Consider the following 12,863-nt stretch of genomic DNA (forward strand, 5'->3'; position numbering starts at 1 on the left):
AGGTGGGTGAAAAGGGTTTCAAGCCCTTGCATCCTCCCGCGCTTGCAGCGTTTTGTGCGTGCTGGAATTCCCTTGTCTTACAAGGTGTTGCAGTGCAAACGCGGCGTTGTCTTTCAGGGCGTCGCTGACGCCTGCAGCCAGGTGGCAACCGCCTGCTGGCGCACGGTGTTCACCGCATCGCCGATGGCCTTGCCTTTGAGCCCCTGTGCAGCGGCGGCCTGGGCAGCGCTGGCCGTGTCCACCTGCAAGGCCGCCTGTAGCCCACCCCACAGTCGTTCGCGCTGCGGGTAGGGGCGGTCTTCCAGGCCGGTGCGGCCACGTGCATCGCATTCGCAGGCCCACAGGGCCTGGGCAAAGCGCTCGGGCTTGCGAATGGCGTCGCAGCGCTCATACAGGCGCATCAGGGCCGCCACGTTGAATTCCTGGCTGCGGTGGATGTTGCCGTGCTCGCGCGCCACCAGGTCAGCCAGCTCCTTGCAGTCATTGGGCACGCGCCAGCGCTCGCACACCGCTTTGAGCAGCTGGGCGCTGCGCTGCTCATGGCCAATGTGGCGCGGCAGCATCTCGGCAGGTGTGGTGCCCTTGCCAAAGTCGTGGCACAGGCAGGCAAAGCGCACGGTCAGGGGGGCGTTCAGCTGCGCGGCCATGTCCAGCACCAGCATGGCGTGCACGCCGCTGTCGACTTCGGGGTGGTATTCGGGGCGCTGGGGCACGCCCCACAGGCGATCCAGCTCGGGCAGCAGCACGGCGAGGGCGCCGCAGGCGCGCAGCACTTCGAACATGCGTGAGGGCTTGGCCTCCATCAGCCCGCGGCTGATTTCCTGCCACACGCGCTCGGGCACCAGGTGGTCGGCTTCGCCCGCTTGCACCATCTCGCGCATCAGCTGCAGGGTTTCGGGGGCCACGCTGAAATCGTCGAAACGCGCCGCAAAGCGCGCCACGCGCAGGATGCGTACCGGGTCTTCGCGGAAGGCATCGGTCACATGGCGCAGCAGCCTGGCCTGCAAATCAGCTTGACCGTTATAAGGGTCAAATACGGCTTCAACGCCCGTCCAGTCTACGGGAGCAGCTATGGCATTGATAGTTAGGTCGCGCCGTGCCAGGTCTTCTTCCAGCGTGACGTCCGGGGAGGTGTGTACCACAAAGCCGCGGTAGCCCATACCGCTCTTGCGCTCGGTGCGCGCCAGTGCGTATTCCTCGTGCGTTTGGGGGTGCAAAAACACGGGGAAGTCTTTGCCCACGGGGGTAAAGCCCTGGGCGGTCATGGTTTCGGGGGTGGCGCCCACGACCACCCAGTCGGTGTCGTGAAACGGACGCTGCAACAAGCGGTCGCGCACGGCGCCGCCGACCTTGTAAATCTTCATGGGGCAAGTGTAGGGGCACGGCCCGGGCTTTGCCTGCCGTGCTGCCATAGGGGGTAGGCTTTGTTGGTAGAGTCGCCCCCTTGTTGCCTTGACCGCCGGAGCTGCCATGTCCCTTCTTGATGCCCTGACCATTGCCCAGCTGAACCCCGATGGCAGCGTGCCCATGCCCGAGGCACCGGATGCCCAGGCCAATGCAGCGGCGGCTGCGGTGGAGCGCGAGGCGCAGTTTGAAGCCATGCAGGCGCAGCTCAGCGCGTTGCAGGAGATTTTGGCCAAGCCGCTCAAAGACATCCTGGCCGACCACGACAAGCTGCAGAAAAACGCCGCGGCCTGGGATGCCTATGCGGCCATGTGGATGTTGGGCCAGCGTGCCATGCGCCGGGTGGCGGTAGAGCTGGCCGCGCAGCAGGGCGTGAGCGAGTCGGAGGTGGTGGCCCGTGCCCTGGCCCATGCCGAGCAGGTGCTGAACGTGGAAGATGAAGACCTGGGTGGCTCACTGGCGCCCGCGCAGCTGGCGCACATTGCGCGCCACAAACCATTTTTGCGCCAGCAGATGCGTTGAGGCACCCGGCAAGGGGCAGCGCCTGCCGCCTGCTGCTTAGCGCTGGGTGCGGTAGGGCTCGTCTTCGGCCACGAAATCGTGCTCAGCCAGCGCGGCGGTGATCCATGCTTGCACGGCAGGCAGGGCGCGCACGCGGTCCATGTAGGCTGCAATGGCGGGGGGCACCGGCAACGCGTAGGTGTGCAGGCGCATGCACACGGGCGCAAAAAACGCATCGGCCATGCTGAAGCGCCCAAACAGCATGGGGCCGCCGTGCGCTTGCAGCAGGGTGCTCCACATGGTGCTCAGGCGTTCCACGTTGGCGCGCACATCGGCCTGCTCAGCCCAGATGCGGGCACCGATCTCGGGCAGCGCCGCTTCGATGTTCATGGGGCAGTGGTTGCGCAAGGCGGTGAAGCCGCTGTGCATTTCGGCGCAGATGCTGCGTGCCCGGGCACGGTCGGCGGCAGCGCTGGGCCAGATGCCAGCCTGCGGAAACTGCTCGTGCAGGTACTCGGCAATGGCCAGCGTGTCCCAGACGGCCAAGCCGTCGTGCACCAGCAGCGGCACATTGGCCGTGGGGCTGAGGGCGCGCATGGTTTGCTTGAACTGCGAATGAGGCGCAAAGCTGTCAAAAAGCACCATCACCTCGTCAAAGGCAATGCCCAGCTGGCGCATGCCGACCCAAGGGCGCATCGACCATGAAGAGTAGTTTTTGTTGCCAATGTACAGCTGCAGCATGGGATGAGTCCTTGTAAAAACGGAGCGGCCAGCGCTTGTGGGCTGGGCGCTAGAGGCTGTTTTTATTCAAAACTGAGGGTGGTGCCTCAGTCTTCGGCTTTGCTGCGTGGGCGCAGGCCGGCCTGTGCGGCCTGGGTTTGCTCCACCATGTGCGACAGCCATTGCTGGCTTTCGGGCAGTTCAAACAAAAAGTCCCAGATGGCGTCGTGCTGGCGCGGGGTGAGGCTGTGCGGGCCGTGCTTGCGCATGTGGCGCTGCAGGCGGTGCACCTCGTCACGTGTCAGCGGCTCGCGCATGGGGGTCAGTGGTGCGCGGGGGCGCAACCAGCGTTGGGGAATAGATTTCTTTTTACGAACAGACATACGCGTGCAAGGCAATCACCCATCACACCGGCCAGACAACACCGTTGTCGTTGAGGATGGCATCCAGTGGCAGGTCATGGGATTCGGGCAGAAAGTCTTCAATGAAGCCCTGGGTAAAGCCTAGGCCAACGGTGAAGGGGCGGGGCGAGAGCTGGGCCAGCGTGCGGTCATAAAAACCGCCGCCATAGCCCAGGCGATAGCCGCCGGGGGCATAACCCACGCAGGGCACAAACAGCAGCGTGGGGGTGAGGATTTCGGTGTCCTTGGGTTTGGGGATGCCGTAGGCATCTTCTTCCATGGGGCAGCCGGGGTGCCAGGCGTGAAAGCGCATGGTCTTGGTGACCTTGTCGATCACTGGCAGGCCGATGCGCCGGCGCTGGGGCTTGTCGAGCAGCTCGCCGTCTTCCTTCCAGCGGTGCAGCACAGGCAGGGGGTCGAATTCGCCCTTGATGGGCCAGTACGCACCGATGACCAGATCGGGCCGGTCAACCAACCAGATGCGCATCACGCGTTGCAAATCGTCAGCGCGCTGTAGGCGATCAGCCATATTCAGGCGCTGCTGTACCAAAGTGCGTCGAAGGGCCGCTTTGTCCATCACATAATTCCCCCATGCAATGGCACCAGATTCTGACACCGCTTTGCGCGGCTGCACTTTTAAGCGTTCCCGTTTCTTGGGCTGCAGCCCAAACGGCGGGTGACAATATTTTGCTGCAAATGCAGGAAGCCGCCCGCAAAGGCGACAAACCACGGCTGGCAGCACTGCTGCCACAGACGGCCGGACACCCCCTGGAAGCCTGGGCGGCGTACTGGGAACTCAAGGCCCGCCTGAACACGGCGGGCCCTTCCGAGATTGATGCTTTTTTACAACGCTGGCGCGGCACCTACCAGGAAGACCGCCTGCGCAATGACTGGCTGTTGCTGCTGGGTCAGCGCCGCCAGTGGGGTGATTTCGCACGCCTGCTGCCCGACTTCCGCATGAACGACGACAAGGAGGTGCGTTGCTACGACCTGGCCGTTCAGACCATTGAACAGCGCCAGCCAGAGAACGCCGCCCAGGAAGTGGTGCGCCTGTGGCATGCCCAGCGCGATGCGGACGATGGTTGTGCCCAGGCCGCCAGTGAGCTGTATGCCGTCAAGAAGCTGGATGACAACGATGTCTGGAAGCGCGCGCGCCTGTCGGCCGAACTCAATCGCCCATCGAGCGCCCGCCGTGCGGTGGGCATTGTGGCGCCCGACGCCATGCAGCACGTGACCGAGGTGTTCGCCTCGCCCGTGAAATACCTGGCCGGCACGAGCAAGGTGCGCGGCGAGACGCGCCGTGAGCTGGCGGCGCTGGCGCTGATCCGCATGGCCAGCAATGACCCGGATCAGGCTGCCAATTTGATGGAGTCACGCTGGAACAACCAGCTGCGCGCCGAAGAGCGTGACTGGGTCTGGGGCGTGATCGGCAAGGTCAGCGCACGCCGCTTGTCCGGTGATGCCGTGGGCTACTTTGCCAAGGCGGGCAAGTCCGAGCGCATGTCTGAAGAAGCCCAGGAATGGATGGTGCGTGCCAACCTGCGTGCGGGCAACTGGAAGGCTGTGCGCAAGACCATCGACGACATGCCGGCCGCCATGCAGGCCGACAGCACCTGGGTGTACTGGAAGGCGCGGGCCTTGCTCAACGACCGCCGTGTCAGCCAGGCAGAAAATGCCGAAGCCCAGCGCCTGTTGCAAAGCATTGCCAGCGTGCGTGGTTTCTACGAAAAACTGGCGCTGGAAGATCTGGGGCAGGTGGTGAACATGCCCCCGGCTCCGCAGCCACCCACCGCGCAGGAACAGGCTGCTGCCGCGCAAAACCCCGGTCTGCAGCGCGCGCTGTACGCCATCAACATGGGCCTGCGCAGCGAAGGCGTGCGCGAATGGAACTACACCATCGGCCTGCATGTGCCCGGTGGCATGAATGACCGCGAGCTGCTGGCAGCTGCCGATCTGGCCTGCAAAAAGCAGGTGTGGGACCGCTGCATCAACACCAGCGAGCGCACCCGCGAGGTGATCGACTGGAGCCAGCGCTTCCCCATGCCCTTTCATGATGCGGTGATTGCCCAGGCCAACAGCATTGGGCTGGATCCGGCCTATGTGTACGGGCTGATTCGCCAGGAAAGCCGTTTCATCATGGACGCACGCTCGCACGTGGGCGCTTCGGGCCTGATGCAGGTGATGCCCGCCACGGCCAAGTGGACGGCCAAGAAAATTGGCATGACGGACTTTCAACCGAGCATGATCAATGACCGCGATGTCAACATCGTCATCGGCACTTCGTACCTGAAGCTGGCGCTGGATGATTTTGATGGCTCCATGGCCATGGCGGCCGCAGGCTACAACGCGGGCCCCGGCCGCCCACGCAACTGGCGCAATGGTCCGGTGCTGGATGGCGCCATCTGGGCAGAAAACGTGCCCTTTACCGAGACCCGCGACTACGTGAAGAAGGTCTTGTCCAACACCACCAATTACGCGGCCTTGATTACCGGCCAGCCCCAGTCGCTCAAGGCGCGCCTGGGAACGGTGGGCCCCAAGGTGACGGCGGAGTACAACCGCGATCTGCCGTAAGGGCGCTACGCAGGGCATACGAATGCTCTAAAGATGGCACAGGGCCTTGCCGCGCGGTATGTGCGGCATGTTTTTTGTGCATCGGCGCTAGCGGTTGCTCAGCATGGGCACGCCGTCGACCAGCGCATGTGCGGCGGCGCCGCTGTCTACCAGCGCTTGCACCAGCGTGTCCAGCCATTCCTCCATAGGCTGGTCGGCAAAGTAGCGCGCATGCAGCATGGCCACATAGGGAGTGTGCTGGCACCAGTCATGCACCTGCTGCAGCGGCAGTTGCTGCCATTCCAGCAATTTGTATTTGAGCAGTACCTTGGCGGCGTAGCGTGCATGCCGCTCGGGCTGCTGGGCAAAACTGTCCAGGCGCTGGCGGGCGGTGGTCAGTGCCCGGCCAACATCGCTGAACATGGGGCCGTGGCCTGGCAGCACCAGGGCGGGCGAGAGGGCCTCAATCACATCCAGCGTGGCGGCCACTTCTTCGAAGGCGTGCACGCCTTCGATTTCCGGGAACACCACGCCAAAGCCGTTTTCCCACAGTGCGTCGGCAGAGATCAACAGGCGCCGCTGTGGCTCGAACAGGATGATGGAGTGCGGGTCATGCCCGGGGGCTGCGTGGATCTGCCAGCGCTGCTCGCCTAGCGTGAGGGTGCTGCCCGGCTGCAGCACATGCTGCGCGGTAAAGCGCGGGCAATCCTGGCCGGTGGGGGTGTAGCTCAGCGCATCGGGGTTCCACTGCGCCACATGCTGTGCCTGGCCCGGCGCAATCCAGGTCTGCACAGAAGGCCAGTGGGCTTGCAGGGCGGCATTGCCCCCGCAGTGGTCGCTGTGCAGGTGGGTGTTGAGAATGCGGGTGAGGGGGCGTGTGCCGATGGTCGCCTGCACCAGCGCCACCGTCTGTGCGGCGTGGGCGCAGTAGCCGGTATCTACGATGGTGGCGCTGTCCTCGGCTACAAACACCGTGCTGTTGGCCGAGAGCCAGCCCCGTTCCAGAAAAAACATACCGGGCCACAGGCCCGGTGTGGTGGTGGCGCAGGGCATGTTCAATGCGGGGCCGCAGCCGTGGCCTTGGCACTGCTGGGCTGGTCGCGCAACTCGCGCCGCAGGATTTTGCCCACATTGGTTTTGGGTAGCTCTTCGCGGAACTCGATGTATTTGGGGCGCTTGTAGCCGGTCAGGTTGTCGTGGCAGTAACGCAGCAGGCGCTCTTCGGTGAGCGTGGGGTCGTTCTTGATCACATACACCTTGATGGCTTCGCCGGCGTGTTCGTCCGGCACGCCCACCGCCGCGCATTCCACCACGCCGGGGCACAGCGAGATCACGTTCTCCAGCTCATTGGGGAAGACGTTGAAACCGCTGACCAGGATCATGTCTTTCTTGCGATCGATGATCTTGGTGTAGCCGCGCTCGTCCATCACGCCGATATCGCCGGTACGCATGAAACCGTCGGCCGTGAAGGCCTTGGCAGTTTCCTCGGGCTGGTTGTAGTAGCCGCGCATGACGTTCGGCCCCTTGATGCAGATTTCGCCGTTTTGCCCTTGCTGTACGGTGATGCCGTCGTCATCTTTGATAGCGATGTCGATGCCCGGCAGGGGCAGGCCAATCGTGCCGCTGAAGTGGGTGGTGTTGACCGGGTTGTTGGTGCCGATGGCACAGGTCTCACTCATGCCCCAGCCTTCGACCATGACTTTGCCGGTCACCTTCTGCCATTGCTTGGCCGTGCCTTCGGACGCGGCCATGCCCCCGGCTTGCGAGACGGCCAGCTCCGAGAAGTCCAGAGCGCGGAATTTCTCGTTTTGCAGCAGCGCATTGAATAGGGTGTTGACCGCTGGCAGGGTGTGGAAGGGGCGCTTGCGCAGCACTTCCACAAACTTGGAAATATCGCGCGGGTTGGGGATCAGGCTCATGCTGGAGCCTTGGCGCAGCGTGAGCAGCAGCAGGGTCAGCGCAAAGATGTGATAGAGCGGCAGCGCAGCAATGCCGTGCAGCTTGCGCATGTCGGCACGCCCTGCGTAGGCCGGGGAAAACCAGGCTTCGGCCTGCAGCGTGGCCGCAATGATGTTGCGGTGCGTCAGCACCGCGCCTTTGGACAGCCCCGTGGTGCCGCCGGTGTACTGCAAGAAAGCGATGCTGTCGTGGTTGACCTGGGGCTTGCGCAAGGCTTTACCGGCACCCAGCGACAGCGCTTGCTTGAAGGGGGTGACGGTGCGACCGTTCAGCGGCAGCTCATAGGCGGGCACCATTTTGGCCAGGTGGCGCACGGCAAACGTGATCCAGCGGCCATACACGGCACCCAGCAAATCGCCCATGGAGGCCATGCACACATGCTGGATAGGCGTGCGCTCAATGACTTCGGAGAGCGTGTGGGCGAAGTTCTCCAAAATGATGATGGCGGTGGCGCCCGAGTCTTTGAGCTGGTGCTCCAGCTCGCGTGCGGTGTACAGCGGGTTGACGTTCACGCAGGTGTAGCCGGCGCGCAGCACACCCGCCATGGTGACGGCAAACTGCGGCACATTGGGCAGCATGATGGCCACGCGGGCATCGGGCTCCAGATTCAGGCTTTGCAACCAGGCGCCAAGCTGTTGCGAGAGCTTGTCCAGCTCACCGTACTTCATCCACACATCCATGCAGACAGTGACGGGCTGGTCGGCATATTTCTTCAGCGAGTCTTCCAGCAGCTCCACCACGGAGGAATACTCCCCGGGGTTGATATCGTGAGGCACCCCAGCGGGGTATTCGTTCAACCACAGTCGATCCATGTCAGCGCCTTTCATGCCAGGGGGTCATTGGTCGGTGCAACGCAGTGCGTGTGGACCATTCTTGAAGGGTGCAGACAGATTTCGGCATGGGGCTTTACCTAGGCATGGGGGCTTTACCTAGGAGCGCGCAGGGCTCAATAATGGTTAGCACGACTGGCGCGTGCTTTTTAAAAAATTGCGTCAAGCAATGGTTGTTTGCAAATATCGTGCGTTGACTCTTATAGATGACTGCGTGCATGCATAAAATCGCCAGCCATGACTGCAGAACACACACTCGATAAGCTGGACCGTTCCATCCTGCGCCGCTTGCAGGAAAACGGCCGCGAAACCTACGACGTGATTGGCGAGCAAGTAGGCCTGTCCCCCAGCGCCGTGCTGCGCCGTGTCAAACGTCTGGAAGAAGCCGGAGTGATCGAGCGTTACGTGGCGCTGGTGCCCCCGGAAAAAGTGGGCCTGGGCCTGACGGCGTATCTGAATGTGCGCCTGGAGAAAAGCTCGGAAACGCACAAGCGCAACCCCATGGATGCCTTCAAGCAAAGCGTGCAGAACTGGCCCGAAGTGGTGGAGTGCGCCTCGCTGACCGGCGAGATGGACTACCTGCTGCGCGTGGTGGTGGCAGATATGCAGCACTACAGCCGTTTCATCATGGAAACGCTGCTCAAGCACCCCAGCGTGTCGGACTGCAAAACCAGCTTTGTGCTGGACCGTGTCAAAGCCACCACATCGGTACCTGTTTAAAAGATGAGCGGCTAGCGCTTGTCAAGCAAGCGCTTCAATGTGGTTTTTGGCTGATTTCAAGCATCAACAAGCGCAAGCAGCTCACTTTTTTGAAAATGCCGAAACAGCACCTGCGGGTGCTGTTAGTTTTTGTGGCGCAAAAGCAGCGCCGCCGTGGGCCTGCGCGGGAAGTTGCGGCACCCTGATACCCAGAACGCAGGTTTTATGTTGCAATGCAGCAAATTAACGTAAACCCTAGGTTTTGACGGTGCACACCATGTGACTGGAAGTCTGGGGCAATGCCTGAAACAATGTGCACAAGCCGTGTGCACAGGACTTTGACCATGACCGAGCCTCTCCGTTGGATCACCTCTCCCTGGAAAGCCAGCAAGCAATGGCTGCGTAAATCGTCGGCCAAGCGCAGCGTGCCCACCATGGTGCCGATTCGTGAGCTGTCGGCGCGCCACCGCGCACGCATTCGTGCCCACCTGCTCAAGCTTGATGACGGTGACCGTTACCTGCGCTTTGGCTACGCCGCCAATGATGAGCAGGTGGTGCGCTACGCCGACAGCCTGGACTTTGAGCGCGACGACATCTTTGGCATCTTCAACCGCCGCCTGGAGCTGATCGCCATGGCGCACCTGGCCTATACCGACCTGGCCGAGCACAGCAACTGCGCGGAGTTCGGGGTCTCGGTGCTGAAAACCGCACGCGGCCTGGGGCTGGGCACACGCCTGTTCGCCCGTGCCGTGCTGCATTCGCGCAACCAGGGTGTGGTGATGATGTTCATTCACGCGCTGAGCGAAAACACCGCCATGCTCAAGATTGCGCGCAATGCGGGTGCACGCGTCAAACGCGATGGCACGGAGTCCGAAGCCTACCTGCAGCTGCCTGCAGCGGGGCTGGACAGCCAGGTCTCCGAGCTGTGGAACAACCAAGTGGCCGAGGTGGACTACCAGTTCAAGAAACAGGCCAAGCAGTTCTGGTCCATCTTGGCGGACGTGCAGGAAATTCGCCAGGGCGTGCGCGACGGCCGCCACCAATCCTCGCCTTGAAGGCAGCTGCTAAGTCCAGCACCGGGCGCCAGCGCGCCGTAAAGCGTGCCACTGCATGCACGCAGGGCATGGGGATGCAGGCAGGCCCATTGCCTGGGCGGCGGAATCCGCTATCCTTGTCCCCCTATTCACTACCGCACGTCCTGCACTGAAAGACTGTGTCAGACCCGCATCCTGCGCGCCACGGCGAGCGCGAAGACAAGCGCACTTTTCTGCAGAAAATTGTCGAATTCATTCATCCGGGGCTCGACTCCAAGGATGAACTCATTGAAACCCTGGCCGAAGCCGAAGACAACGAAGTCATAGGCACCGAAGCGCGCGTCATGCTCGAAGGCGTGATCCGCATGGCTGACCGTGCCGCCTCCGACATCATGGTGGCCGCACCCCGCATGGATGTGCTGGACATCGAAGCGCCCTACGACGAGATGCTGGTGCAAGTCATTCGCACCGCCCACTCGCGCTTTCCGGTGTACGAGGGCGAGCGCAACAACATCATCGGCATTTTGATGGCCAAGGACTTGCTCAAGCTGCAGCGCTCTCCGTCGATGAGCGTGCGTGCTTTGCTGCGCCCCGTGACCTTTGTGCCCGAGTCCAAGGCCCTGTACGACCTGCTGCGCGAGTTCCGCTCCAACCGCAACCACATGAGCATCCTGATTGACGAGTTTGGCGAAGTGGCCGGGCTGGTGACGATGGAGGACGTGCTCGAGGAAATTGTGGGCGAGATCGAAGACGAATTTGATGTGCCCGAAGAAGAGGGTGACATCTTTGCCCTGGCTGACAACACCTACCGTGTGGCAGGCCACACGCCTTTGGAGCGGGTGGAAGAGGCGTTTCAGGTCAGCTTCGCCCAGGAAGAGGGCGCGGCAGAGTTTGACACCATTGGCGGTTGGGTCAGCCATGCCATGGGGCATCTGCCCCGGCGCGGTGAGTCGATGCAGGCGGCAGGTCTGCACCTGACGGTGCTGCACGCCAAGGGCGGCGCTGTGCGCTGGTTCCAGGTCACGCGCACGCACGACGGCTGGCTGGACGGGCAGGCGCCGGCATGAGCACGCTGGCCCCAGCCTCCGGCCGCTGGAGCATGCAAACCTGGCTGATGGCTGGCATCTTGCTGGTCGCCGGAGGGCTGCAAGCGGCCGCTCTGGCATGGCCATCGGGTGGGCAGCCGCTGTGGTGGCTGCAGATTCTGTCGCTGAGCGTGCTGTGTGTTGCGGTGCAACGGGCCCGCAATGCGGCCCAGGTGGCGTGGCATGGCGGCATCTTTGCCACGGCGTGGCTGGCGGCCACGTTCTGGTGGTTGTTTATCTCCATGCACACCTATGGGGGCTTACCCGCCCCGCTGGCGGTGCTGGCGGTGCTGGCGCTGGCGGTATTTCTGTGCAGTTACTACGCGCTGATGCTCTGGGTTTGGAAGCGTTGCACGCGCCCAGGCTGGACGGCCGTGTGGCTGTTTGCCGCGTGCTGGACGCTGGCCGAGCTGGCGCGAGGTACTTTGTGGACCGGGTTCCCCTGGGGGGCGGTCGGCTATGCGCATGTGGAAGGGCCGTTGTCGGTCTTGCCCCGTTGGTTGGGTGTGTATGGCACGGGTTTTGTCGCAGCAGCCTTGGCCATGGGCCTGGCGCAGGTGCGCCCGGTGTGGCAAGCCCGGCGACTGACGCTGGCTGTGGTGGTGGGCTGTGGTGCGCTGTGGGTGGCTGCCGGGCTGGTGCGCCAGCAGGCGCTGGAGCAGCCCGGGCGGGATACCGTGTCTGTGGCCTTGCTGCAAGGCAATATTGCACAGGATGAAAAATTCATTCCTGGTGGCGGTGTTGCCCAAGCCTTGCAGTGGTATGGGCAGCACCTGCTCAAGCCACAGGCGGACCTGACGGTACTGCCTGAGACGGCCTTGCCCGTATTGCCGCAGCAACTGCCGCAGGGGTATTTGGAAGCCGTGATGGGGGCTTACCGGCAGCCGCAGAGCCCGTTTGCCGCCTTGGTGGGCATGCCTTTGGGTAATGAAGTGCAGGGCTATAGCAATGCAGTGATCGGCTGGATGCCCGGGGAAATGCCAGAATACCGGTACGACAAGCACCATTTGGTGCCTTTTGGCGAATTCATTCCACCGCTGTTTCAATGGTTTGTTCGTATGATGAACATTCCGTTGGGCGATTTCTCACGCGGAAGCTTGGGGCAAGCGCCCATGGCGTGGAAGGGTGAGCGCTGGGCCCCCAATATTTGTTACGAAGACTTGTTTGGCGAAGAATTGGGAGCGCACTTTGTAGATGCAACAAGGGCTCCCACGGTATTTGTCAACGTCAGCAATATTGCGTGGTTCGGTGACAGCATTGCGGTGGACCAGCATTTGCAGATCAGCCGCATGCGTGCCCTGGAGTTTGAACGCCCGATGCTGCGCGCCACCAATACGGGGGCGACAGCGGTGATTGACCACCGCGGTGCAGTGACGGCAGCCTTGCCACCCCATACGCAAGATGTGCTGGTGGCACAGGTGCAAGGGCGTGACGGTGTGACGCCTTTTGCGCTGTGGGTGTCGCACTGGGGCCTGTGGCCACTTTGGCTGTTTTGCGTGGCCGTCGTAGCTTGGACTTTCAAGCAACGCAAGAAAATTTGAGCAAACAGGGTGTGATTGATACGTTATGTGAAGATTGCAAGTGCTTTCGCACAATAGGACGCCTGTGAACTTCCATAATGTGCGGCTGTTCGCAGCACATGTATAAACTGTCGCGATTACACACACGAGAAACCAAGTA

General features: G+C 62.4%; 12 protein-coding genes. 6 read left to right on the plus strand and 6 right to left on the minus strand.

Annotated elements, in window-relative coordinates; translation table 11 throughout:
• Nucleotides 1-113 precede the first annotated feature (113 nt).
• Nucleotides 114-1,364: a multifunctional CCA addition/repair protein gene (locus AC27VO_RS01910; protein WP_488665014.1), complete on the minus strand. Its 1,251-nt coding sequence runs from the start codon at nucleotides 1,362-1,364 to the stop codon at nucleotides 114-116.
• 106 nt (nucleotides 1,365-1,470) lie between these two features.
• Here AC27VO_RS01910 and AC27VO_RS01915 point away from each other — a divergent pair, with 106 nt between their 5' ends.
• Entirely contained in the window at nucleotides 1,471-1,926 is a 456-nt protein-coding gene (locus tag AC27VO_RS01915) for a hypothetical protein (protein WP_488665015.1), read from the plus strand.
• Nucleotides 1,927-1,962: 36 nt separating this feature from the next.
• Here AC27VO_RS01915 and AC27VO_RS01920 read toward each other — a convergent pair whose 3' ends face one another.
• From AC27VO_RS01920 to AC27VO_RS01930, 3 genes are all read right to left on the minus strand, one after another.
• A complete protein-coding gene (locus tag AC27VO_RS01920; RefSeq protein WP_488665016.1) occupies nucleotides 1,963-2,646 on the minus strand; it encodes a glutathione S-transferase family protein in 684 nt (227 codons plus the stop codon).
• A gap of 86 nt (nucleotides 2,647-2,732) precedes the next feature.
• Nucleotides 2,733-3,008 carry a hypothetical protein gene (locus AC27VO_RS01925; RefSeq protein ID WP_488665017.1) on the minus strand — a complete coding sequence of 92 codons (276 nt, stop codon included), beginning with the start codon at nucleotides 3,006-3,008 and terminating at the stop codon, nucleotides 2,733-2,735.
• 22 nt (nucleotides 3,009-3,030) lie between these two features.
• Nucleotides 3,031-3,603, minus strand: a complete 573-nt coding sequence (locus AC27VO_RS01930; RefSeq protein WP_488665018.1) for a 5-formyltetrahydrofolate cyclo-ligase — start codon at nucleotides 3,601-3,603, stop codon at nucleotides 3,031-3,033.
• Between the two features lie 14 nt (nucleotides 3,604-3,617).
• Here AC27VO_RS01930 and AC27VO_RS01935 point away from each other — a divergent pair, with 14 nt between their 5' ends.
• A complete protein-coding gene (locus AC27VO_RS01935) occupies nucleotides 3,618-5,597 on the plus strand; it encodes a lytic transglycosylase domain-containing protein (protein WP_488665019.1) in 1,980 nt (659 codons plus the stop codon).
• Nucleotides 5,598-5,684: 87 nt separating this feature from the next.
• Here the strand turns inward: AC27VO_RS01935 and AC27VO_RS01940 are convergent, their stop codons facing one another.
• Nucleotides 5,685-6,629: an MBL fold metallo-hydrolase gene (locus tag AC27VO_RS01940; protein WP_488665020.1), complete on the minus strand. Its 945-nt coding sequence runs from the start codon at nucleotides 6,627-6,629 to the stop codon at nucleotides 5,685-5,687.
• Nucleotides 6,630-6,631: 2 nt separating this feature from the next.
• Complete coding sequence (locus AC27VO_RS01945; RefSeq protein ID WP_488665515.1) at nucleotides 6,632-8,347, minus strand: AMP-binding protein; 1,716 nt, start codon at nucleotides 8,345-8,347, stop codon at nucleotides 6,632-6,634.
• Between the two features lie 255 nt (nucleotides 8,348-8,602).
• Here AC27VO_RS01945 and AC27VO_RS01950 point away from each other — a divergent pair, with 255 nt between their 5' ends.
• From AC27VO_RS01950 to lnt, 4 genes are all read left to right on the plus strand, one after another.
• Nucleotides 8,603-9,085: an Lrp/AsnC family transcriptional regulator gene (locus AC27VO_RS01950; protein ID WP_219162845.1), complete on the plus strand. Its 483-nt coding sequence runs from the start codon at nucleotides 8,603-8,605 to the stop codon at nucleotides 9,083-9,085.
• A 323-nt stretch (nucleotides 9,086-9,408) separates the two neighbouring features.
• Nucleotides 9,409-10,119, plus strand: a complete 711-nt coding sequence (locus tag AC27VO_RS01955) for a GNAT family N-acetyltransferase (protein ID WP_488665021.1) — start codon at nucleotides 9,409-9,411, stop codon at nucleotides 10,117-10,119.
• A gap of 158 nt (nucleotides 10,120-10,277) precedes the next feature.
• Entirely contained in the window at nucleotides 10,278-11,165 is an 888-nt protein-coding gene (locus AC27VO_RS01960) for a CorC family transporter (RefSeq protein WP_488665022.1), read from the plus strand.
• Nucleotides 11,162-12,724, plus strand: a complete 1,563-nt coding sequence (gene lnt / locus AC27VO_RS01965; RefSeq protein ID WP_488665023.1) for an apolipoprotein N-acyltransferase — start codon at nucleotides 11,162-11,164, stop codon at nucleotides 12,722-12,724. Before AC27VO_RS01960 ends, lnt begins: the two co-directional genes overlap by 4 nt.
• Nucleotides 12,725-12,863: the final 139 nt, after the last annotated feature.

It is taken from the genome of Comamonas sp. 14P8.1.4 (assembly GCF_057799285.1).

Coding starts and splice junctions, on each gene's coding strand:
- AC27VO_RS01910 (WP_488665014.1), bottom strand. CDS start 1,364: ATGAAGATTTACAAGGTCGGCGGCGCCGTGCGCGACCGCTTGTTGCAG.
- AC27VO_RS01915 (WP_488665015.1), top strand. CDS start 1,471: ATGTCCCTTCTTGATGCCCTGACCATTGCCCAGCTGAACCCCGATGGC.
- AC27VO_RS01920 (WP_488665016.1), bottom strand. CDS start 2,646: ATGCTGCAGCTGTACATTGGCAACAAAAACTACTCTTCATGGTCGATG.
- AC27VO_RS01925 (WP_488665017.1), bottom strand. CDS start 3,008: ATGTCTGTTCGTAAAAAGAAATCTATTCCCCAACGCTGGTTGCGCCCC.
- AC27VO_RS01930 (WP_488665018.1), bottom strand. CDS start 3,603: ATGGACAAAGCGGCCCTTCGACGCACTTTGGTACAGCAGCGCCTGAAT.
- AC27VO_RS01935 (WP_488665019.1), top strand. CDS start 3,618: ATGCAATGGCACCAGATTCTGACACCGCTTTGCGCGGCTGCACTTTTA.
- AC27VO_RS01940 (WP_488665020.1), bottom strand. CDS start 6,629: ATGCCCTGCGCCACCACCACACCGGGCCTGTGGCCCGGTATGTTTTTT.
- AC27VO_RS01945 (WP_488665515.1), bottom strand. CDS start 8,347: ATGGATCGACTGTGGTTGAACGAATACCCCGCTGGGGTGCCTCACGAT.
- AC27VO_RS01950 (WP_219162845.1), top strand. CDS start 8,603: ATGACTGCAGAACACACACTCGATAAGCTGGACCGTTCCATCCTGCGC.
- AC27VO_RS01955 (WP_488665021.1), top strand. CDS start 9,409: ATGACCGAGCCTCTCCGTTGGATCACCTCTCCCTGGAAAGCCAGCAAG.
- lnt (WP_488665023.1), top strand. CDS start 11,162: ATGAGCACGCTGGCCCCAGCCTCCGGCCGCTGGAGCATGCAAACCTGG.